We start from the raw sequence: 21,772 nt of genomic DNA, 5'->3' as shown, positions 1-21,772 counted from the left end.
GGCGAGACGGTGAGGAGGAGGTGATTGTGATGGCCGACATTCTGGCGCTTCAGGAGCTCGACGAGGAGATCGTCGTCGACGCCCCGTTCAGCTCGCTCAGCTACTTCAGCTGCTGATCCCGGCACCCCGGTGCCGTGTTCCGGCGAGACGGTGAGGAGGAGGTGATTGTGATGGCCGACATTCTGGCGCTTCAGGAGCTCGACGAGGAGATCGTCGTCGACGCCCCGTTCAGCTCGTACAGCCTGTTCAGCTGCTGACCCTCGGGGTCCGGCAGTACCGGATGGCAGGTGGGGAAGGCCGCGGCACATGCGGCCTTCCCCAACTCTGCATCCTATTTACCGTTTTGGGGTGAGATAACCGTGGCCGTGGCATCGGAACCGACTACCCGACCGAGCGGACCGCTCGGCGCGCTGCGACTGTGCGTCGCCGAGGTACGGGCGTACCCGGGGCGGGTCATAGGTGTCGCGGTCGCCTGCGCGCTCACCGCCACCGGCGTGGGCGCCTGCCTACTGCTGCTCGCGGCGGTCAGCGGCCCGTCCTACCCGGAGGGTTCGGCGGCCGGGGCGGCGGCCAAGGACGCGCAGAGCCTGCTGGGCCTGCTGCTGACGCTGCTGCTGATGTCGGCGGTGCTGGTGACGGGGTCGACGGTCGCGCTCTGGACCAACCAGCGGCTCGGGCAGTTCGCCGTGCTGCGCGCCCTCGGGGTGACGGCCGGCCGGCTGCGGGCCCTGGTCGTCGCGGACGTCGCGCTGGTCGCGCTGGCCCCCTCCGCCGTCGCCGCGGTGGCCGGGACGGTCCCGGCGGCCGGGTTCGGCCGTCGCCTGCTGATCGAGCGCGAGCTGTTCCCCGCCGCGGTCGACCTGCCCTCCGCCGGGCAGACCTGGGCGATCGCGGCCGGCGCCTGCCTCGGCACCTGCGCGGTCGCGGTGCTGGCCGCGCTGGCCAGCGTGCTGGCGGCCGGCCGGGTCCAGCCGATCGACCTCCTCAAGGACCAGTCACTGGCCCTGGCCCCGCCCCGCCGCAACGTCGGCCGGCTGGTGGCGGGCATCGCCATGGTCCTCCTGCTCTGCGGTCCGCTCGTGGCCCTGATGGTCGCGATGGACCTGCCGCCGGTGCTCCAGGGCGCGATGGTGATGGGCCTGGCCACGGTCGTCATCCCCACGCTCGCGGTGCTCGCGCCCTGGTTCGTGCCGCTGCTCGTCGGCCCCTGCTGCGCGGTGCTGCGGCTGGACCGGAAGGCCGGCCGGATCGCCGCCGCCGGGCTGCGGGCCGCGCCCGCCCGGACGACCGCGATCGCGGTGCCCGTCCTGCTGGCCGTCGGCACCGTGGTCTGCCTGCTCGGCTCGGGGGCGACCATCGGGGCCGCCGTGCAGCAGCAGACCGAGCAGGCGCTGCGGGCCGACGCGGTGGTGACGGCCGAGCCGGGCAACCAGTTGCCCGCCCGGCCCGCCGGCCTGCCCGGCGGGAGCACCGTCGCGCCGATCGCCACCCGGGTGACCGCGCCGCCCAGCTTCTACGACAACAAGCCCAAGCCCACCCGCGCCTGGGGCGTCGACGGGGCGGCCCTGCGGAGTGTCCTGGACCTCGGTGAACAGCAGGGCCGGCTGGACGAGTTGGCGCCCGGTACGTTCGCCGCCGGCAGCACCGAGGCCACCTCGCACCACTGGAATCTCGGCCAGGTCGTCACCTTCACGCTCGCCGACGGGCAGGCGGCGCAGCTGCGGCTCGTCGCCGTCTACCAGCGGGATCTGGCCTTCCCCTCCTACGTCCTCCCCGCCGACCTCGCCCTCGCGCACACCCCGGCCCCGTACGCCGACCGGGTGCTGCTCCGCGGTGACCCGAGCGCCTGGGAGCTCCGGCCCGGCCAGCGGCTCGCCGCGCGGGCCGACTACCTGGCCCACCTGCGGCCGCGCAACGTGCAGGACGACATGGCCTCCCGGCTGATCGTCTCCGTGGTGGGCGGGTACGCGCTGCTCGCCGTCGCCAACACCTGCGCCATCGCCCAGCGGGACCGCCGCTCCCAGCGCGCCCACCTGCGGGCCCTCGGCCTCGGCCGCGGGCAGCTGCTGCGCTGCGTGGTGTACGAGGTGCTGGCCTCGGCGCTGGTCGGGACGGTCCTCGCGGTGGCGACGGCCGGGATCTGCCTGGTGCCGCTGGCCGGGGCCGTCGGACAGGGGGTGCTGCCCGCCCTGGACGTGCCGTGGACGGTCGGCGTGCTGCTCGGGGTGCTGGCCGCCACCGCCGTCCCGGCGGCGCTGGCGGCCCGTCCGTTGCGCGGCATCCGGAGCCAGTTCGCGACGGGGTCGGCGTGAGCGCGGCGGCCGTCGGGGGGCTGGGGCGGTCGTTCTGGCTGCTCTACGGCGGGGAGTCCGCCTCGGCCCTGGGGACGGCCGCCTCGGTGATCGCCCTCCCGGTGGTCGCGCTGCGGGCCGGCGGCGACGTCCGGCAGGCCGGACTGGCCGGCACGGCGCTCTCCGTCGGGGTGCTGCTGGCCCGGCTGCCGGCCGGCGTCCTCGCCGACCGCTGCGAGCGGCGGACCGTGCTGCTGCTCGGCAACGCGGCCGGCGCGGCCGTGCTGGCCGTGCTGGCCCTGTCGGCCGCCGGCGGCACGCCACCGCTGTGGGCGCTGCTGGTCGCCGCCCTGCTGCTCGGCGCGGTGGGCAGCACCCTGGCGCCCGTCGAGAACGTCGTGGTGCGGTGCTTCGTGCGGCCCGAGCACCTCCCCCGCGCGGTCGGCCTGTTGCAGAGCAGGGCGGCCGTCGCGACGACCGCCGGCCCGCTGGCCGGCGGCGCGCTGCTGGCCGTCCACCCCTCCTGGGTGTTCGCCGTCGACGCCGGCAGCTACCTGGCAGCCGTCTGCTGCGTGGCCCTGCTGCCCGGGGGAAGGCGGGAGCGCCCCGAGGACGAGCCCGCCGCGCCCGGAGTCCGGGCCGCGCTGGCCGAAGGCGTCCGGTTCATCTGGCGGGTGCCCTTCCTGCGCTACGCGGTGGTCAACGCGGCCGTGCTCAACCTGGTGTTCAACGGGCTGCTGATCGTGGTGGTCGCCTCCGGCGGGGGCGCCCTGCACATCGGGGTGCTGACCGCGGCCCTGGGCACCGGCGGGCTGGCCGGATCGCTGCTCGCGCCGGCCCTGGCCCGGCGGCTGCCGCCCGCCCGGGGCATCGCCCTCGGCACCGCCGTGGTCGCGCTCGCCCTGCCCGGTTTCACCCTGGCCCAGGGGCACTGGGCGGCGGTCCTGCCACTGGCCCTCGCCGCGGCCGCCGGGCCGGTGGTCACCGTGCTGATCGCGGTCACCCAGATGGAGGTGACCCCACCGGGTCTGCAGGGCCGGGTGCACAGCGGCATCGGCTTCCTCGCCCAGCTGGTCGCGCCCGCCGGGCCGACCCTCGCCGGCCTGTGCGCCCACGCGTTCGGACTGACCGGCACGGTGGCCGGCGCGGCCGTGATCGTGGTGGTCCTCGCCGTGGTCGGGACGGCCGCCACCGCGGGCCGGTCCGGCTACCGGCCCCCCGGCCCCGCCGGGCCGGGAGGCGACCCGGAACGACGGAGCGACAACCCCGCGGAGGCCGTCCATGGCTGACCTCGACCACCGGGCGGCGTACCCCGCGCCGGCGGACCCGTACCGCTGGCTGGAGGACGCGGACGCCCCGCGCACCCGGGCCTGGCTCGCCGATCAGCGGCGCCTGCTGGCCACCCGCCCGCAGCGCTCCGACGAGCCCGCCTGGGCCGCCCTGCTCGACCGGGTGGAACGGGAGGCGCCCGACCGGACGCCCACCCCGCCCGCCGAGGCCGGCGGCCTGCTCTTCCGCCACGAACGCGGCCCGGACGGCGACGTCCTGACCGTCCGGCACCCCGACGGCACCCGCCGGACACCGACCGAGGGCCTCATCGGCCCCGGCGACCGGATCGCCGGCTGGCAGCCCGAGCCGCACGGCCGGTTCATCGCCGTCCAGCTGCACCGGGACGGAGCGGAGACCGGCGGCCTGCACCTGCTCCCCACCCACCCGGGCGACCGGCCCCGCCACCTGCCCGACGCGGCCCCGTACGCGACCGTCGCCTTCACCGGCGAGGCGCTGGTGTACACCGCCGGCACCCGCACCGAGCACACCCTGGTGGCCCGCCACCCGGCCGACGGCCCCGCCCGTCGGCTCGTCCTGCCGGTGCCCGGCCCGGTCCGGCTCACCCTCCACGGCGGACCGGGCGGGAACCTGCTGCTGCGCACCCGCCCGCAGCCGTCCGGCCCGGTGCGCTGGTGGGCCACCCGGTGGACCGGCCGGGCGGTGCCCGACTGGCAGCCGCTCGACCTCGACGGCCGGCGGGTCACCGCCCTGGACCTGAACGAGACCGTCTGCTTCCTCGCCGGCGACGAGCTGCTCGCGCTGGACCTGGACGAGCTGGCCCGGGGCGCCACCGGCCGGCCCGTGCCGCTCGTCGCGCCGCTCGCCGTCGGCGGGCCGCCCGCTGCCGGCGAATCGCCCGTCGCCGGTGAAGCGCCCGCGGGCCCGGTCACCGCCGTGCGGGTGCTCGGCCCCGGCCGGAGGCCCGGCCTGGCGCTGCTCCGCCGGCTGGGGACCACCCACCGGCTCGACGTGCACCGGCCGGGCGGGGCGGCGGGCGGTGCGCCGGGCGGCCGTGCCACCGCACTGCACTGGCCCGCCCGGCTGCGCCTCGGCGCCACCCCGTACGACCGGCACGGGCGGGTCGGCGGGTCGGTCTGGCTGCTCGCCGACGACCCCCGGTACGGCACCTGGACCAGGAGCCTGGACGGCTCGGGCCCGGTCGAACCCCCCGAGCGCCGCGCCGCGCTGCGCACGCTCACCGCCGCCGGCCGGGACGGCGCGCCCGTCCCGGTGACGGTCTGCGACCCCGGGCCGCAGGACCGCGGCCGCCCCGCACCCACCCTGCTCACCGTCTACGGGGGCTTCGGCCTCCCCCTGGAACCCGCCTGGGACCCGGCCCTGGAGGCCTGGCTGCGGGCCGGCGGCCGGATCGCCTGGGTGCACGCGCGCGGCGGCGGCGAACTCGGCCCCGCCTGGGCGGCCGCCGGCCGGGGCGCCGGCAAGAGCGCCACCGTGGACGACTTCCGGGCCGCCGCCGCGATGCTGGTCGAACGCGGCGAGGCCCCGGCCGGCGGGCTGGGCGCGCTGGCCGCCAGCAACGGGGCCCTGGTCGTCGCCGCCGCGCTCACCCGGGAGCCCGGTCTGCTGTCCGCCGCGGTGTGCGCGGCCCCGCTGACCGACCTGGCGCGCTACCAGGTCGGCGGCCTCGGCCGGCTCTGGGCGGAGGAGTACGGCGATCCGGCCGACCCGCAGGCGCTGCGGGCGCTGCTCGACTACTCCCCGTACCACCGGGTGGTGCCCGGGACGGCGTACCCGGCGGTGCTGTTCGCCACCGGGGCGAACGACGCGCGGGTACCGCCCTGGCACGCCTGGAAGCTCTGCGCGGCGCTCGGACGGGCCGGCACCGGGGCCGCGCCGGTCCTGCTCGACCACCACGACAGCGGCGGCCACCAGGGCCGCCCGGCCGCGGCCGGGCGGGAGCTCGCGGTCCGCTCCCTCGCCCTGCTGGGCGCCGGCACCGGCCTGGTGCCGCCCGCCGGCCTGCCCGCCGGCCCGCCCGCCGGTCCGCCCGGCCCCCGGCCCAGACCCCAGTCCTGACCTTCGCCCGTGTCCAGCCGAGGAGAGCACCACCGATGACCGAGCCCCACTCCCTCGCGGGAGGCCCGTCCCGTCCCGGAGGCCCGCCCCGCGCCGCCGCGAACCACGCCCCGGCCGCCGCGGCGGCCGTCGACCTGACCAAGGTGCACGGGTCGGGAGACGCCCGGGTGGTGGCGCTGGAGCGGGTCTCGGTGGCCTTCCGGGAGGGGGAGTTCGCGGCGATCATGGGCCCGTCCGGTTCCGGCAAGTCCACCCTGCTCCAGTGCCTCGCCGGGCTGGAGTCCTGCACCTCGGGCGCGGCCCGGATCGGCGACGTGGACCTCACCCGGCTGAGCGACGGCCAACTGACCAGGCTCCGCCGTGATTATGTGGGCTTCGTCTTCCAGGCCTTCCACCTGATCCCCACCCTGACGGTGTCGGAGAACATCACCCTGCCGCTGACCCTGGCCGGCCGTACCCCCGACCGGCAGTGGCTGCGCACCCTGGTCGAGGCGGCCGGCCTCGGCGCCCGGCTCGGCCACCGCCCGGCCCAGCTCTCCGGCGGGCAGCAGCAGCGTGTCGCCTGCGTCCGGGCGCTGGCCGGCCGGCCCCGGATCGTCTTCGCCGACGAACCGACCGGCAACCTGGACTCCCGCTCCGCCGCCGAGATCCTCGCGCTGCTGCGCCGGTGCGTCCGGGAGCTCGGCCAGACCGTCGTGATGGTCACCCACGACCCGGTCGCGGCCTCGTACGCCGACCGCGTCGTCTTCCTCGCCGACGGCCGCATCGTCGACGAGCTCCTCGGCCCGACCCCCGACCAGGTGCTCGGACGGATGCGCACCTTCGACGCCAATCTCGGGATCAGTTACTGGTCCGGACCGGCCTGACCTGCCGCGCGCCGAGCGCCGGATGCGCGAGGATGGACGCATGCCGAACCGTCTCGCGGACGCGACCTCGCCGTACCTGCTCCAGCACGCCGACAACCCCGTCGACTGGTGGCCCTGGGGCCCCGAGGCCTTCGCGGAGGCGGAGCGCCGCGGCGTGCCGGTGCTGCTGTCCGTCGGTTACGCGGCCTGCCACTGGTGCCATGTCATGGCGCACGAGAGCTTCGAGGACGCCGGGCTCGCCGAGTACCTCAACGAGCGGTTCGTGCCGGTCAAGGTGGACCGGGAGGAGCGGCCGGACGTCGACGCCGTGTACATGGAGGCGGTGCAGGCCGCGACCGGGCAGGGCGGCTGGCCGATGACGGTGTTCCTCACTCCCGACAAGGAGCCGTTCTACTTCGGTACCTACTTCCCGCCGCAGCCCCGGCACGGGATGCCGTCGTTCCGGCAGGTGCTGGAGGGCGTGGAGGCCGCCTGGCGGGACCGCCGGGAGGAGGTCGGGCAGGTCGCCGGGCGGATCCGGGCCGACCTGGCCGAGCGGGCCGCCGTCTACTCGGCCGGCGCCCACAACCCGCCCGGCGAGGCGGACCTGCACCAGGCGCTGGTGAGTCTCAGCCGGGACTTCGACCAGAGCCGGGGCGGCTTCGGCGGCGCGCCCAAGTTCCCGCCGGCCATGGTGCTGGAGTTCCTGTTGCGCCACCACGCCAGGACCGGTTCGGAGGCGGCGCTGGAGATGGCCGTGCGCACCGGCGGGGCGATGGCCCGCGGCGGCATCCACGACCAGCTCGGCGGCGGCTTCGCCCGGTACGCGGTGGACGCCGACTGGGTGGTGCCGCACTTCGAGAAGATGCTGTACGACAACGCCCTGCTGCTGCGCGCCTACCTGCACCTGTGGCGGGCCACCGGCTCGCCCCTCGCCCGCCGGGTCGCGCTGTCCACCGCGGACTTCCTGCTGCGCGAACTCCGCACGCCCGAGGGCGCGTTCGCTTCCGCGTTGGACGCCGACAGCCTCGACGAGGAGACCGGGCAGTCCGCCGAGGGCGCCTACTACGTGTGGGAGCCCGGCCAGTTGGTCGACCTGCTCGGCCCCGCCGACGCGGCCACCGCCGCCCGGCTGTTCACCGTCACCGCCGAGGGCACCTTCGAGCACGGCACCTCGGTGCTCCAACTCCTCTCCGACCCGGAGGACTTCGCCGAGTACGAGGCGATCCGGTCGCGGATGGCCGAGGCCCGGGGGGCCCGCCCCGCCCCGGCCCGGGACGACAAGGTGGTCGCCGCCTGGAACGGCCTGGCCGTCGCCGCGCTCGCCGAGACCGGCGCGATGCTGGACCGCCCCGACCTGGTCGAGGCCGCCGAACGCGCCGCCGACCTGCTGCTCGCCGTTCACCTCACCCCGGACGGCCGGCTGCTGCGCACCTCCCGGGACGGCCGGGCCGGTGCCAACGCCGGCGTGCTGGAGGACTACGCGGACACCGCCGAGGGCTTCCTCACGCTGTACGCCGTCACCGGCGAGTCCTCCTGGCTCCAGCTGGCGGGCGGCCTGCTCGACACCGTGCTCAAGCACTTCACCGACGAGGCCTCCGGCGCGCTCTACGACACCGCCGACGACGCCGAGGAACTGATCCGCCGCCCGCAGGACCCGACCGACAACGCCACCCCGTCCGGCTGGACGGCCGCCGCCGGCGCCCTGCTCACGTACGCCGCGTACACCGGCTCCGACCGGCACCGCACGGCCGCCGAGCGGGCCCTCGGCGTGGTCGGCGCGCTCGCCGGCCGGGCGCCGCGGTTCATCGGCTGGGGCCTCGCCGTCGCCGAGGCGCTGCTCGACGGGCCGCGCGAGGTCGCCGTGGTCGGCCCGGACGGCGATCCGGCCACCGCGGCGCTTCGACGGGCCGCGCTGCTCGGGACGGCGCCGGGGGCCGTGGTCGCGGTCGGCGCGCCCGGGGAGCCCGAGGTGCCGCTGCTGGCCGACCGGCCGCTGGTCGGCGGGGCGCCCGCGGCGTACGTCTGCCGGCACTTCGCCTGCGACGCCCCGACCACCGATCCGGCGGCGCTGGCCGGGAAGCTGGGCGTGGCGGTCGAGTAGCGGGAGCCCCGGCGGCGGCCGCGAAATCGCTGGCGAACCGGCCCCGGGCGGTCCACCATGGGCCATGACCTGGACTTTCAGCACCTCCCTCGACGAGTTCCGCGACCAGGCGGGCGCCTTCCTGGCCACCCGCCCCGCCGAGAACACCGTCCTGCTCACCATCGCGCACCGGCTGGCCGCGTCCGGCCTGACGGTGTTCGGTGAGCCGCCGGTCTTCGGCTGGTGGCGGGCCGAGGAGGACGGTCCGGTCGCCGGGGCCTTCCTCCAGACGCCGCCGTTCGACCCCAGGCTCTCCTTCATGCCGCCGGCCGCGGCCGCCGAGCTGGCGGTCGACCTGGCCGCCGCCGGCTCCGGGTTCACCACGGTGACCGGGGTCGGCGGGGGTGCCGAAGCGGTCCGCGCCTTCGCCGCCGCGTGGACGGCGGCGACCGGCACCGAGCAGTCCGTCCGCTTCGACGAACGGCTCTACCGGCTCGGCGAGTTGACCGACCCGCCGCGCCCGCCCGCGGGCCGCCACCGGCTGGCCGAACCGGCCGACCGCGAGCGGGCGATCCGCTGGTACGAGGAGTTCCTGGCCGAGGCGGGGGTCGACGTCCCCGACGTCCCGCGGGCGGTGGACGAGCGGACCGCGAGCGGCTGCCTGCACCTGTGGGAGGACGACGGCCGCCCGGTCGCCCTGGCGGGCAGCAGCCCGATCCTCGCCGGGATGTCCCGCATCGGCCCGGTCTACACCCCCGTCGAGAGCCGCGGCCGCGGCTACGGCACCGCCGTCACCGCCGCCGTCTCGGCCCACCTTCTCTCCCGCGGCGCCACCGAGGTCCTGCTCTACACCGACCTCGCCAACCCGACCAGCAACTCCATCTACCAGCAGATCGGCTACTTGCCGGTGGAGGACTCCCTGATCATGGACTTCCGCCGGGCGTAGCCGGTGCCGGTGCCCGGTCGCGCGGCCCCTGGCCGGGCACCGGTCCGGCCGCCCCTCACTCCCAGTCCCAGCGGATCCCCAGCAGGCACGGCCGCACCGCCGTCGCCACCAGGTGGACGCAGTGGTGCCCGTCGAGGGTGAGCTCCTCGGTCTCGTACGGGGCGGCGCCGGGGGAGTGGAGGGCGAAGCGGTGGCAGCGGACGGGGAGGGCGGCGGGGTGGAAGGTGATCTGGAGGACGTACTGACCGGCGCCGGAGTTGAAGCCGCGGACGTACTCGCAGCTGGGGTCGGGCGAGGGGGAGTCGTCGAAGCCGTAGCCGAGCAGGTGGGTGTCGCCGGTGCGCAGGCGGCGGTCGAGGAGGAGTTCGGCGGCGAGCAGGTGGTGGGCCTGGTCGCGGCGGATGCGGCCGGGGCGGCAGTTCTCCTCGGCGCGGACGCCGACGCGGGTGATGTCGCTGCCCAGGTCGCCCTGGTAGAGGGCGAGGTAGCGGTCGATGCCGTCGCGGTGGGCGCGCAGGGCGTGCTGGGAGTCGCGGCGGGCGATCCGGCGGTCGGGGCCGACCCGGATGCGCTCGATGTGGGTGATGGTGTGCAGCCCGGTGTCGCGCGGGCCGGCGAGGGTGGCGAGCAGTCCGTCGACGGCCACGGCCGGTGAGATGAGGTCGCGGTAGGGGCGCACCGGCGGGCCGGCCGGTGCGGGGCCGGCGGCGCGACGGGGGCCGAGCAGCCGGGTCAGGGAGTGCTCGGGCAGGTCGAGGACGTCCTCCAGGGCGGCGACGGCACGCAGTGACTCGGCGCGTTCCGGGCGGCGGTGGCCCTGCTGCCAGTAACTGAGGCTGGTGAGGCCGACGTTGACGCCGCGCAGGGCGAGGTGTCGGCGGATGCGGTGCAGGGCGAGGCCCCGGGCGGAGATCGCGGTGCGCAGGGCGAGGTGGAAGGGGCCCGTGCGCAGGGCGGCGGCGAGGTCGGCTGGGTCGCTCCTGTGGATGGCGGCCTCCTGGGGCGGGCGTGCGGGCGTGCGGGCGTGCGGGCGGTCCGGCGCCGACGGCTGGGACGGGCCGCCGTTTGACCGTGAATATTCACATCGATGCGGCGGTTTGTCACCGGTCCGGGCCTGCTGCGCGGGGGTTCCCGGGGCGTCGTTCACATCCGCGCCGGCCCGTTCACATCCCGGTCCGGGCCGCACCGAGGCCCGTTGACCCGTACCTGACGAGGCGCGATGCTCGGGGCGCGATCCGGACCGCGCCCCCACACAGCCCCTCGCTCCACTCGTGCAAGGAGGCATTCCCCCATGCCAGTTCCACGGATACGGCTGCGCCGTGCGGTCTCGCTGCTCACCCTCGGCGTGCTGGGCCCGGCGCTCACCGCCGCGATGGCCGCACCCGCGATCGCCGCCGCCCCGGCCGGGCAGCCGGCCCAGTACCAGGCCCAGGCCCAGGACCCGGCCCAGGACCGGGCCGCGCACCAGGTCCGCCAGGCCGCCGCGCCCGGCAGCACGGCCGACCTGGCCGGCACCTACAAGAAGCTCAACATCACCATGCAGCAGCAACAGCAGACCAACTGGTGCTGGGCGGCGAGCGGGAACACCATCGCCACCTGGTTCGGCTACAACTACAGCCAGAACCAGTTCTGCAACGCCGCGTTCGGCCGCTCCGTCAACTCCAGCTGCCCCAACAGCCAGGCCACGCTGGGCGATGTGCAGAACGGGCTGAGCTGGGTCGGCATCAACCCGGGCTCGTACGTCAACGGGTACCTGAACTACGGCACCGTGCAGTCCGAGGTGAACGCCAACCGCCCGATCGAGACGCGCATCCAGTGGAGCTCGGGCGGCGGCCACATGCACGTCCTGTACGGCTACGACACCGGGAGCAACTGGGTCTACTGGGGCGACCCGTGGCCCTCCAACTACCGCTACAACTGGGCGGATTACCAGTACTACGTGAACAACGACACGTTCTCGTGGACCCACTCCCTGTACCGGATCGGCGCGTGAGGGCGACCATGACCGAGATCAAGAGCCGCCGTCGGGCCGTCACCTCCGCCGCCTCCACGGCCGCCGTCACCGTCCTGCTCACCGCCGGTCTCGCGCTGGCGCTCGCCCCGGCCGCGCACGCGGACTCCCCGTCCGCCCCGGCCCCGGTGCCCGCCGCCGAGCTGGCGCAGGCCCGCAGCGCCGTCCAGGACGCGGCCGTCCTCGACAAGGTCGGCCACTTCTTCGCCCGCAAGGGCGTCCCGCCGACCCGGCAGCTGACCATCGGCGCCGCCGAGGAGGCCCGGGCGGCGAGCGAGGCCGCGCCGCGGCTGGCCGGCGACACGGTGCCGGTGTACCTGCTGGACCCGGGCTTCGTGGCCGGCACCCCGGGCGCACCGGTGGCGAAGGCCGAGTTCACCGCCAGCAAGGTGGTCGCGGCGGACGGGCAGAGCGCCTCGGTCTGGACCGTGCGGCAGGGCGGGGCCTGGAGGGTCGTCAACATCGCCTCCGGCGGTGACGAGAGCGACTACGCGGCGAAGGCGGCGGGCAGCGGCGGCGGCACCGCCTTCCGCGAGCCGCAGGTCAACGCCTGGTACGTGCTGCGCGACGGCCGGGTGCTGCCGCTGGACGACGAGGCCCGGCGCTCGGTGGGCGCCGGCGGGGTCACCCTGGCCGCGTACCAGCAGCTGGTGCACCAGCGGTACGGGGACAAGCTGCCCGGCTCGGTGTACGACCGGTCGGGCGAGGGCGGCGGCTACCAGGTGGACGCCGCGCCGGAACTCGCCGCCGTGGCGCAGGCCCCGCAGGCCCCGGGCGGCGGTTCGGAGCTGCCGGCCGTGACGGCGGCGGCCGCCCTGGGGGCCACCGCGCTGGTGGGCGCGGGTGCCGTGCTGCGGCGGAGGACGGGCGTCCGCCGCGGCTGACGGCGGGCGGGGTCCGGTCGGTCGGGCCGGACCCCGCTGCCCGCACACGTGACGAACCCGCACACGTGACGAACCCGCACGCGTCATGTACCCGCACATCGAACAGAGCGGAACGGAGAGGACAACCGCAAGGGCGCCGAACCGGCCGCCGACCGCCTGGTCGGCGGCCGGTTCGGCGCCCTGCGTGCTGCCGTTGGGGCGTCCGGCGCGTCCGGCGCGTCCGGTGCGTCCAGCCTGTTCGACGGAGGTGAACCGCGGCTACGCTCCGTGATGTGTCCTGGAAGTGCTGCTTCCGCACGAGGAATTGACGCAACGTTGATCTGTCGTTCGCCGCCCCGGGGCAGTTGGCCATGACTGTCGGTAGATACCATGTGGCAATCGGTCAGTGCTGGCCGACGCGTGCCGAGAGCGGAGAAGAGGTGGGGCGGCGGGAGCCGACCACGAGCCCGGCACCGGGAAAGGGGACCGAAGTGGCCGACGCGGACGACAAGCAGATGAGCACCCAGGTGTGGGGTTCGGCGGTGGTGGTGGGCTCTGCGCTGGCCGTGGTCGCGGCCTATCTGATCAACGGCGCCCTGCTGGTCCTGGCGGTCGCCGGGGTCGAGACCCTGCTGCTCATGGTGTACGTCGCCCGCCGCTGGCGCGCGACGCACGGGGATCGGGCCCCGGTCCGGCACCGCCCGCGCCGCGGCATCCCGGACGCCGCGCACTGCGAGCGCTGCCGTCGGGCCCGCGAGGCGCTCGACGCCCGGCAGGCGCGGGCCCGCTCGGCCGGTGCGCCGGGGCGGTCCGGGTCCGCGGCGCTCCCGACGGCGGCCGGGTCGCCGCGCGAGCCGTACCGGGAGTCGCGCGAGCCCCGCCGGGAGTCGCACGGGGAGCAGCACCACGCCCGCGGGGAGCAGTACTACGCCCACGGCGAGCACCACCACGCGCACGGGCTGCTGCAGGATCCGGGCCCGCAGTCGGAGTCCGGCGCCGTCGACCACGCGGCCGTCCCGCGCCGCCCGCAGCTCCGGGCCCCGTACGAGCGGCCCTGGACGGCGGAACGGGCGGCCGGCCGGTCCGTGGACCGTTCGACCGCCCGTCGGGGTGCGCCGGGATCAGCCGGCCGTGCTGTACGCCACCAGTGAGACGCCGATGTACTGGACGATGAACGCCCCCAGGGTGAAGGCGTGGAACACCTCGTGGAACCCGAACCAGCGCGGTGAGGGGTTGGGCCGCTTGAGCCCGTACACCACGCCGCCGATGCTGTAGAGCACTCCGCCGACGACCATCAGCACCAGGACGGCGACCCCGCCGGTGTGCAGGAAGTCCGGCAGGTAGAAGGCGGCGGCCCAGCCCAGCGCGAGGTACACCGGTGTGTACAGCCAGCGCGGCGCGCCGACCCAGAACACCCGGAACGCGATCCCGGCCAGTGCGCCGCCCCAGACCGCCCAGAGCAGCAGTTGCTGGTCGGCGCCCTTGAGCAGCAGCATCGTGAACGGCGTGTAGGTGCCCGCGATGATCAGGAAGATGTTGGCGTGGTCCAGCCGGCGCAGCACGGCGTCCCCGCGCGGGCCCCAGTCGAAGCGGTGGTACACCGCGCTGACCCCGAACAGCAGCCAGGCGCTGACCGAGTAGATCGCGCAGGCGATCCTGGCGGGTGTGGAGTCGGCCAGGCAGATCAGCACGATCCCGGCGGCCACCGTGGCGGGGAACATTCCGGCGTGCAGCCAGCCGCGCCACTTCGGCTTGCTCTCTATGAGTGCACTCTCCGCGAGCGCAGCAGCAGTCATGCGCAGCATGCTACCCGTTACCTACGGATCCGTAGGTTACTGGCGCGTAGGAAGTGGCGATCGTCACTGTTGGACGTTTTGGAGTAATAGGAGTGTGGCGCCGCACACTCCGTCGCGGGTGAGGCTGCTCTGTTACTGGCCAGTAATCATACTGGCTGGAGTAAAAGGTGCGTCAATTTCGACGCTTCGCCACGTTCCGGCCTTGAGTCCGGAGCTACGCTGCAAGCACCCTCAGACCCCCGCGACGCCGTCTCCTCGCCGAGATGGCGTGAAACGGAGCGATCGTGTCGTACGAGATCTCTGCTCTCAGCGCATCCGCGCCCACCCGCCACAAGCAGCTGCTCGCTTGGGTGAGCGAGATCGCCGAGCTCACCCAGCCGGACCGCATCGAGTGGTGCGACGGTTCCGACGAGGAGTACCACCGCCTCGCGGACCTGCTGGTGGCGCAGGGCACCTTCAAGAAGCTCAACGAGGAGAAGCGCCCCAACTCCTACTACGCCGCCTCGGACCCCACGGACGTGGCGCGCGTGGAGGACCGCACCTTCATCTGCTCCGAGCAGGAGAAGGACGCCGGACCGACCAACAACTGGAAGGCCCCCGCCGAGATGCGGGAGCTCTTCCAGGGCGAGCAGGGACTCTTCCGCGGCGCGATGAAGGGCCGCACGATGTACGTCGTGCCCTTCTCGATGGGCCCGGTCGGCTCCCCGCTGGCCGCGTACGGCGTCGAGATCACCGACTCCGCCTACGTCGCCGTCTCCATGCGCGTGATGACCCGCATGGGCCAGGCCGTGCTGGACCAGCTCGGCGAGGACGGCGACTTCGTCAAGGCCGTGCACACCGTCGGCGCCCCGCTCGCCGAGGGCCAGGCGGACGTGCCGTGGCCGTGCAACAGCACCAAGTACATCTCGCACTTCCCGGAGACCAAGGAGATCTGGTCCTTCGGTTCGGGCTACGGCGGCAACGCCCTGCTCGGCAAGAAGTGCTACGCGCTGCGCATCGCCTCGACCATGGCCCGCGACGAGGGCTGGCTGGCCGAGCACATGCTCATCCTGAAGCTCACCCCGCCGAACGGCGAGGCCAAGTACGTCGCCGCCGCCTTCCCGTCGGCGTGCGGCAAGACCAACCTGGCCATGCTCCAGCCGACGGTCCCGGGCTGGAAGGTCGAGACGATCGGCGACGACATCGCCTGGATGCGCTTCGGCGCCGACGGCCGCCTGTACGCCATCAACCCCGAGGCCGGCTTCTTCGGCGTCGCCCCCGGCACCGGTGTGGACACCAACGCCAACGCCATCGACACCCTCTGGGGCAACACCGTCTTCACCAACGTCGCCCTCACCGACGACGGCGACGTGTGGTGGGAGGGCCTCACCGAGGAGCCCCCGGCGCACCTGACCGACTGGCGCGGCAACGACTGGACCCCCGAGTCCGGCACCCCGGCCGCCCACCCGAACGCCCGCTTCGCCGTCCCGGCCGCGCAGTGCCCGACCATCGCCCCGGAGTGGGAGGACCAGGCGGGCGTGCCGATCTCGGCGATCCTGTTCGGAGGCCGCCGCGCCACCGCCGTCCCGCTGGTGACCGAGTCCTTCGACTGGCAGCACGGCGTCTTCCTCGGCGCCAACATCGCGTCCGAGAAGACCGCCGCCGCCGAGGGCACCGTCGGCGAGCTGCGCCGCGACCCGTTCGCGATGCTGCCGTTCTGCGGCTACAACATGGGTGACTACTTCGCCCACTGGCTGAAGGTCGGCGCCCGGGCGGACGCCGCCAAGCTGCCGAAGATCTACTACGTCAACTGGTTCCGCAAGGACGCCGAGGGCAAGTTCGTCTGGCCCGGCTACGGCGAGAACAGCCGCGTGCTCAAGTGGATCGTCGAGCGCCTGGAGGGGACCGGCGAGGGCGTCGAGACCCCGATCGGCGTGCTGCCGACCGTCGAGGGCTTCGACCTCGGCGACCTGGACCTGTCCAAGGAGGACCTCGACCTGCTCTTCACCGTGGACGCCGACCTCTGGCGCCAGGAGGCCGCTCTCGTGCCGGCCCACCTGGAGACCTTCGGCGACCACACCCCGAAGGAGCTGTGGGACGAGTACCGGAACCTCGTCGCGCGCCTCGGCTGAGCCTGAGCCTCAGCCGGGAGAGAGGCGGGCGCGCGGCACGAACCGCGCGCCCCGCCGAGCGGCAGGACGGCCGGAGTTCCGCCGGGCGATTTTCCCCCGACCAAGGAGATCGCCCGGGCCGGGACTCCGGCCGTAGTGTTTCTCCCGGGTGCTTCCCGCCCGGGGCTACGGCTGGACGTAACCCCCGAGGAAGTCGCCGATCCGGGTCACCGCGTCGGTGATCTCCTCCGCCCGGGGCAGGGTGACCAGCCGGAAGTGGTCCGGCTCCGGCCAGTTGAAGCCGGTGCCCTGGACCAGCAGGATGCGCTGGGAGCGCAGCAGGTCCAGCACCATCCGGGCGTCGTCCTTGATCTTGTGGACCTTGGGGTCCAGCCGGGGGAAGGCGTACAGCGCGCCCTTGGGCTTGACGCAGCTGACCCCCGGGATCTGGTTCAGCAGTTCGTACGCGGCGTCCCGCGAGGCGTGCAGCCGGCCGCCGGGCAGCACCAGGTCGCGGATCGACTGCCGTCCGCCGAGCGCGGCGGCCACCGCGTGCTGGGCGGGCATGTTGGCGCACAGCCGCATCGAGGCGAGCACGGTGAGGCCCTCGATGTAGCTGCGGGCCCGGCGCCGGTCGCCGGACAGCACCATCCAGCCGGAGCGGAAGCCGGCGACCCGGTAGGCCTTGGACAGTCCGTTGAAGGTGACGCAGAAGAGGTCCGGGGCCAGGGTGGCCAGCGGGACGTGTTCGGCGTCGTCGTAGAGGATCTTGTCGTAGATCTCGTCCGCGTAGACCACCAGGTCGTGCCGGCGGGCGATCTCCGCGATGCCCTCCAGCACCTCGCGCGGGTAGACCGCGCCGGTCGGGTTGTTCGGGTTGATCACCACGATGGCCCTGGTCCGGTCGGTGACCCTGGCCTCGATGTCGGCGAGGTCCGGGTACCACTCGGACTGCTCGTCGCAGCGGTAGTGCACCGCGGTGCCGCCGGCCAGTGAGACCGAGGCGGTCCACAGCGGGTAGTCCGGGGCCGGGACGAGCACCTCGTCGCCGTCGTCCAGCAGCGCGGTCATGGCCAGCTGGATCAGCTCGGAGACGCCGTTGCCGAGGAAGACGTCGTCGACGGAGAGGCCGTGCAGCCCGCGGTCCTCGTAGTGCATGACCACCGCGCGGCGCGCGGAGAGCAGGCCCTTGGAGTCGCCGTAGCCGTGCGCGTTGGCGAGGTTGCGCAGGACGTCCTGGAGGATCTCCGGGGGCGCCTCGAAACCGAAGGTGGCCGGGTTGCCGGTGTTGAGCTTGAGGATGCGGTGGCCCTGTTCCTCCAGCCGCATCGCCTCGTCGAGCACCGGGCCGCGGATGTCGTAGCAGACATTGGCGAGCTTGCTGGACTGGATGACCTGCATGTCCGCCTACTTTAGGGGTACGGAGGGGCCGTGCGGCCGGACTCCGCGGGGGTGCTTTCGGGGGCCCGAACGGCCCCCTTGGATTGGTAGGCGGGGGTGGCGGACGGCCTTCCGAACCAGTAGTCGAATGTCCGGAATGCTCGTGTATGCGAGGAGCGCTGTCGCGCTGCCGTGCGGAACGAGACGGACGGCACACGGCCCGGCGCGGGAGGATGGGGCCGGTCGCGCCGATGGCGTCGGTCGCGTCGGTCGAAGAGGGGGTGCGCCGGTGGTCCCGGTCGTGGTGGCGGCGGTGCTGGTCGGTCTCCTGGCGGCTCCACCGCTGCGCGGGCTGATCGCCCGGTTCGCGGTGCCGGAGGGCGAGCCCTGGTGCGAGGACTGCCCGGCCTGCGGGCGCCGGCTGCGCCTGCTGCCGCCGACCGGGCGCTGCCGGGGCTGCCGGGAGCGGCTGGGCGCCGGCCCCTGGACGGTGGAGGCGGTCGCGGTGGCGGTCGCCGTCGCGGTGGCGTACGCGGCGGACCGGCTGGTGGTGGTGACCCTGGCGATGGGCTGGGCGGCGGCGCTCGGCGTGGCGCTCGGTTTCGTCGACGCGCGGGTGCGCCGGCTGCCGTACCGGCTGACCCTGCCACTGCTCGGCGGGGTGACGGCGCTGCTGCTGGCGGCGGTGCCGACCGCGGGGCCCGGGGTGACGCTGCGCTGCCTGCTGGTCGCGCTCGCGGTCGGGGGTGTGCTCGAACTGGCCGTCTGGCTGGGCGCGTTGGGCCCGGGGGACTCCCCGCTCGGGCTCGCCCTGGGCGGGCTGCTCGGCTGGTACGGCTGGTCGGTGGCGCTCGGCGGGCTGTTCGCCGCGATGGTGCTCGCCGGGCTGTGGGGCACCCTGCGGGCCGCCGCCGCGCTGGTCCGTCGCCGCCCGGTGCGCGGACTGGACCTCCCGGTCGGCCCGTTCCTGCTGCTCGGCGCGCTCACCGCGGTCCTGGCGCGGTGAGCACGTGCCGCCGGGACATTGAACGCGTCAAAGGGGAGAGGAACGGAAGGGCCCGCCGCACCGGTCGGTGCGACGGGCCCGGCCGCCGACGCGCAGGCCCCACCCTCAAGGAGCGGCGCGCCGGGGGAGTGGAGCTCGGGTGGCCGCGGCCTTCGGCAGCCGCGGCCGGGTGCCGTTACGGCATCTTGTGGACGAACGGGCCGACCGCGTTGGAGAACGCGTTGCCGTTGTTGACGTCCCAGTTGGTCGACCAGGTCATCGCGCCGCGGATGGTCGGCCACTTGGCCGGCGGCACGAAGCTGCCGCAGTTGTTACCGGTGGCCAGGCAGTCCAGCGCGTTGTTCACCACGGTCGGCGCGACGTAGCCGCCGCCCGCGGCCCGGGTGGAGGCCGGGACGCCGATGCCCACCTGGTCCGGCCGCAGGCCGCCCTGGATCTGGGTGCAGACCTGCGAGGTGATGAAGTCGATGGTGCCCTGGTTGTAGACCTTGCCGTCGCAGCCGTTCATGCCGCCCGAGTTGTAGAACTGGGTGTTGACGACGGTGAGGATGTCCTTGGTCTTCAGCGCCAGCTGGAAGTAGGCGCCGGAGGTGTTGTACATCCCGATGGTCTCGGGGGCCATGGTCAGGACGAAGCCGGGGCCGACCTTGGCCTGCAGGGAGTGCAGCGCGTCGCCGAGCGGGCCGGCCTGGACACCGTTCTCCAGGTCGACGTCGATGCCGTCGAAGCCGTAGTCCTTGATGATCGCGTAGGCGCTGTTGACGAAGTTGGCGCCGGCGGTGGCGTCCCCGACGGTGATCGCGCCGTTCTGGCCGCCGATGGAGAGGACGACCTTCTTGCCGGCCGCCTGCTTGGCCTTGATGTCGGCGCGGAACTGGGCGTCGGTGTAGCCGCCGAGCGCCTTGGACAGGCCCGGGTCCAGGGTGAAGCTGATCGCGCCGGTCCTGGTCGGCACGGCGTCGGCGAAGGACACCGCGATGATGTCGTACGCGCTCTGGACGTCGCTCAGCCGCTGCACGGTCGAGTTGTTGTCGAAGTTCTGCCAGTAGCCGGTGACCACGTGGGCGGGCAGGCCGGTGGCCGGCGGGGTGGTGCTGGTCGGCGTGGCGGTGGGGGTCGCCGTCGCGGTCCGGGTGGGCGTCGGGGTCGCCGTCGCGGTGGGCGTCGCGGTGGCCGTGGGGGAGGCGGTGGCCGTGGGGGTCGCGGTGGGGGTGGGGGTCGCGGTCGGCGACGGGGTGCCGGTGCCGCCGGGGCCGATCAGCGCGACGTCGTCGGCCAGGTAGGCGCTCTGGCCGTACCAGCCGTGCAGGTAGACGGTGACGCTGGTGGCGTTCGCCCCGGTGGTGAAGGTGCTGGACAGCTGGTTCCAGCTGTTCTGGTTCGACCAGGCGGACGGGTCGGTGCCGCCGGTGCCGCGCGCACCGAGGTAGACGTACGGGCCCTGGACCCACGCGCTCAGGGTGTAGCTGGTGTTGGGCAGCACGCTGATGGTCTGGGTGCACTCGGCGGTGTCACCGGCGCCCGGGGTCGCCTGGAGCGCGCCGGTGCCGGAGTGGACCGGGGAGGAGACCGTGGTCGCGGCGCCGGTGCAGGTCCAGCCCCCGAGCCCGCCGTCGAAGCCGCCGTTGTCGACCAGGTTGCCGACCGCCGCGCTGGCGCCGCCGGCGAAGAGGGCGAGGCCGCCGCCGGCCAGGGCGAGGGCGGTGGCACCGGCCGCGACGGCCGGGAGGGGGCTGCGCCGGCGCTTGTGCGAGGGCTGGTTCAGCGTACGGGCCATGGGGCGACGCTCCTGGGGGAGGAGCGGCCGCCGCGGTGGGGGGCGCGGCGGCCGCGTGTGGGGGAGGGGAGGTCCGAAGTGAGCCTGCGGGGCGGAGCCGGAGGATCGTTCCGTCCCGGATCAAAAGCTGGACTAGACCATTGCTGGTCGTCAAGCATCGGAAGAACGGCTTACGGTTCCGTTAAGGATTCGGAGACCGTTCCGTGTCCGCGCCCCGGGAGCCCCGCAGCGGCCCCGCGGCCCGCCCGGACGACCCCCGACACGCCCGTCGGGACAGACTTCGTACAGGACCGTGACCAGACCGCTACCTGCGGCTTTACTGTGCACCTGCGCGCCGGAGTAGGCTGCGCCCGGGGCGGAGACGCACCAGTTGCAACGAGCACGGAGGGGCCGGGAAAGATGGGTCTGCGCGATGTCGCCGAACGGACGCCGGGGCTGCGCACCCTGCTCGGCGGGATGTACGGGCTCTACGGTCGACGGGTCGAGGTCCACCTCGCGAGCACCCCGCGCCACATCGGCGTGATCCTGGACGGCAACCGCCGCTGGGCCAAGGCGGCCGGCGGCTCCACCGCGTACGGCCACCAGCGCGGCGCCGACAAGATCAGCGAGTTCCTCGGCTGGTGCGACGAGACCCACGTCAAGGTCGTCACCCTCTGGATGCTCTCCACCGACAACCTGGACCGCCCGGCCGACGAGCTCGTCCCGCTGCTCGGCATCATCGAGGACGCCGTCACCGGCCTGGCCGCCGCCCGCCGCTGGCGGGTCAACCCGGTCGGCGCGCTGGACCTGCTGCCGCAGCACACCGCCGACGTGCTCAAGCGGGCCGCCGACCAGACCGCCGACATCGACGGCATAACGGTCAACGTCGCGGTCGGCTACGGCGGTCGGCACGAGATCGCCGACGCCGTCCGCTCGCTGCTCCAGGAGCAGGCCGGGCGCGGCACCTCGATCGAGGAGCTGGCGGAGGTCCTGACCGTCGAGCACATCGCCGAGCACCTGTACACCCGCAACCAGCCCGACCCGGACCTGATCATCCGCACCTCGGGCGAGCAGCGGCTGTCCGGCTTCCTGCTCTGGCAGAGCGCGCACAGCGAGTTCTACTTCTGCGAGGCGTACTGGCCGGCCTTCCGCAAGGTCGACTTCCTGCGTGCGCTGCGCGCGTACGAGCAGCGCCACCGGCGGCTGGGGCTGTAACCCCGGCACGGCGGCCCCGGCCACCGGCCCGTCCGGAGGAAATGACCGCCGTAGGCCTGGCCTACCCGGTGCCGGCGCGAGGCCAAACGTTCACCGGCAATGATCCGTCAGTTCTCCAGGGGCG

At 74.5% G+C, this 21,772-nt stretch carries 16 protein-coding genes; 12 read left to right on the top strand and 4 right to left on the bottom strand.

All coding sequences use genetic code 11. The annotated features are described in order from the left end of the window. Positions 1 to 365 precede the first annotated feature (365 nt). The 6 genes from ACZ6EM_RS28795 (at position 366) to ACZ6EM_RS28770 (ending at position 9,531) form a co-directional block, all read left to right on the top strand. Positions 366 to 2,312 (top strand): FtsX-like permease family protein, encoded by a 1,947-nt coding sequence (locus ACZ6EM_RS28795; protein WP_401049495.1) that lies wholly within the window; start codon positions 366 to 368, stop codon positions 2,310 to 2,312. Then, positions 2,309 to 3,580, top strand: coding sequence for an MFS transporter (locus ACZ6EM_RS28790; protein WP_465773571.1), 1,272 nt, complete (start codon positions 2,309 to 2,311; stop codon positions 3,578 to 3,580). Before ACZ6EM_RS28795 ends, ACZ6EM_RS28790 begins: the two co-directional genes overlap by 4 nt. Beyond that, positions 3,573 to 5,657, top strand: a complete 2,085-nt coding sequence (locus ACZ6EM_RS28785) for a prolyl oligopeptidase family serine peptidase (protein WP_465773570.1) — start codon at positions 3,573 to 3,575, stop codon at positions 5,655 to 5,657. The genes ACZ6EM_RS28790 and ACZ6EM_RS28785 overlap by 8 nt, the downstream gene beginning before the upstream one ends. Before the next feature lie 35 nt (positions 5,658 to 5,692). Then, entirely contained in the window at positions 5,693 to 6,523 is an 831-nt protein-coding gene (locus ACZ6EM_RS28780; RefSeq protein WP_465773569.1) for an ABC transporter ATP-binding protein, read from the top strand. A gap of 40 nt (positions 6,524 to 6,563) precedes the next feature. Next, positions 6,564 to 8,606, top strand: a complete 2,043-nt coding sequence (locus ACZ6EM_RS28775; RefSeq protein ID WP_465773568.1) for a thioredoxin domain-containing protein — start codon at positions 6,564 to 6,566, stop codon at positions 8,604 to 8,606. A 64-nt stretch (positions 8,607 to 8,670) separates the two neighbouring features. Beyond that, entirely contained in the window at positions 8,671 to 9,531 is an 861-nt protein-coding gene (locus ACZ6EM_RS28770) for a GNAT family N-acetyltransferase (RefSeq protein WP_465773567.1), read from the top strand. Between the two features lie 55 nt (positions 9,532 to 9,586). Here ACZ6EM_RS28770 and ACZ6EM_RS28765 read toward each other — a convergent pair whose 3' ends face one another. Further along, the gene (locus ACZ6EM_RS28765) at positions 9,587 to 10,519 is read right to left on the bottom strand and encodes a hypothetical protein (protein ID WP_465773582.1); all 933 of its coding nucleotides are present in this window, start codon (positions 10,517 to 10,519) and stop codon (positions 9,587 to 9,589) included. A gap of 303 nt (positions 10,520 to 10,822) precedes the next feature. On the opposite strand from ACZ6EM_RS28765, the gene ACZ6EM_RS28760 reads away from it, so the two are divergent. The 3 genes from ACZ6EM_RS28760 (at position 10,823) to ACZ6EM_RS28750 (ending at position 13,556) form a co-directional block, all read left to right on the top strand. Further along, positions 10,823 to 11,524 carry a papain-like cysteine protease family protein gene (locus ACZ6EM_RS28760; RefSeq protein ID WP_465773566.1) on the top strand — a complete coding sequence of 234 codons (702 nt, stop codon included), beginning with the start codon at positions 10,823 to 10,825 and terminating at the stop codon, positions 11,522 to 11,524. 8 nt (positions 11,525 to 11,532) lie between these two features. Continuing rightward, the gene (locus ACZ6EM_RS28755; protein WP_465773565.1) at positions 11,533 to 12,426 is read left to right on the top strand and encodes a hypothetical protein; all 894 of its coding nucleotides are present in this window, start codon (positions 11,533 to 11,535) and stop codon (positions 12,424 to 12,426) included. Between the two features lie 470 nt (positions 12,427 to 12,896). Continuing rightward, complete coding sequence (locus ACZ6EM_RS28750) at positions 12,897 to 13,556, top strand: hypothetical protein (protein WP_465773564.1); 660 nt, start codon at positions 12,897 to 12,899, stop codon at positions 13,554 to 13,556. Here the strand turns inward: ACZ6EM_RS28750 and trhA are convergent. Further along, positions 13,527 to 14,201, bottom strand: a complete 675-nt coding sequence (trhA, locus tag ACZ6EM_RS28745) for a PAQR family membrane homeostasis protein TrhA (protein WP_401045982.1) — start codon at positions 14,199 to 14,201, stop codon at positions 13,527 to 13,529. The genes ACZ6EM_RS28750 and trhA overlap by 30 nt on opposite strands. 284 nt (positions 14,202 to 14,485) lie before the next feature. On the opposite strand from trhA, the gene ACZ6EM_RS28740 reads away from it, so the two are divergent. Beyond that, positions 14,486 to 16,312: a phosphoenolpyruvate carboxykinase (GTP) gene (locus tag ACZ6EM_RS28740; protein WP_380553474.1), complete on the top strand. Its 1,827-nt coding sequence runs from the start codon at positions 14,486 to 14,488 to the stop codon at positions 16,310 to 16,312. Positions 16,313 to 16,477: 165 nt separating this feature from the next. Here the strand turns inward: ACZ6EM_RS28740 and ACZ6EM_RS28735 are convergent, their stop codons facing one another. Continuing rightward, positions 16,478 to 17,692, bottom strand: coding sequence for a pyridoxal phosphate-dependent aminotransferase (locus ACZ6EM_RS28735; protein ID WP_380553471.1), 1,215 nt, complete (start codon positions 17,690 to 17,692; stop codon positions 16,478 to 16,480). 268 nt (positions 17,693 to 17,960) lie between these two features. On the opposite strand from ACZ6EM_RS28735, the gene ACZ6EM_RS28730 reads away from it, so the two are divergent. Further along, positions 17,961 to 18,677, top strand: coding sequence for an A24 family peptidase (locus ACZ6EM_RS28730; RefSeq protein ID WP_401055474.1), 717 nt, complete (start codon positions 17,961 to 17,963; stop codon positions 18,675 to 18,677). A gap of 175 nt (positions 18,678 to 18,852) precedes the next feature. Here ACZ6EM_RS28730 and ACZ6EM_RS28725 read toward each other — a convergent pair whose 3' ends face one another. Continuing rightward, positions 18,853 to 20,454 carry a chitinase gene (locus ACZ6EM_RS28725; RefSeq protein WP_465773563.1) on the bottom strand — a complete coding sequence of 534 codons (1,602 nt, stop codon included), beginning with the start codon at positions 20,452 to 20,454 and terminating at the stop codon, positions 18,853 to 18,855. A 399-nt stretch (positions 20,455 to 20,853) separates the two neighbouring features. Here ACZ6EM_RS28725 and ACZ6EM_RS28720 point away from each other — a divergent pair, with 399 nt between their 5' ends. Beyond that, positions 20,854 to 21,648 carry an isoprenyl transferase gene (locus ACZ6EM_RS28720; protein WP_181970663.1) on the top strand — a complete coding sequence of 265 codons (795 nt, stop codon included), beginning with the start codon at positions 20,854 to 20,856 and terminating at the stop codon, positions 21,646 to 21,648. The last annotated feature ends 124 nt before the right edge of the window (positions 21,649 to 21,772 follow it).

Source organism: Kitasatospora sp. NPDC041917 (assembly GCF_055589745.1).
This window is presented reverse-complemented; position numbering and strand designations above follow the sequence as displayed.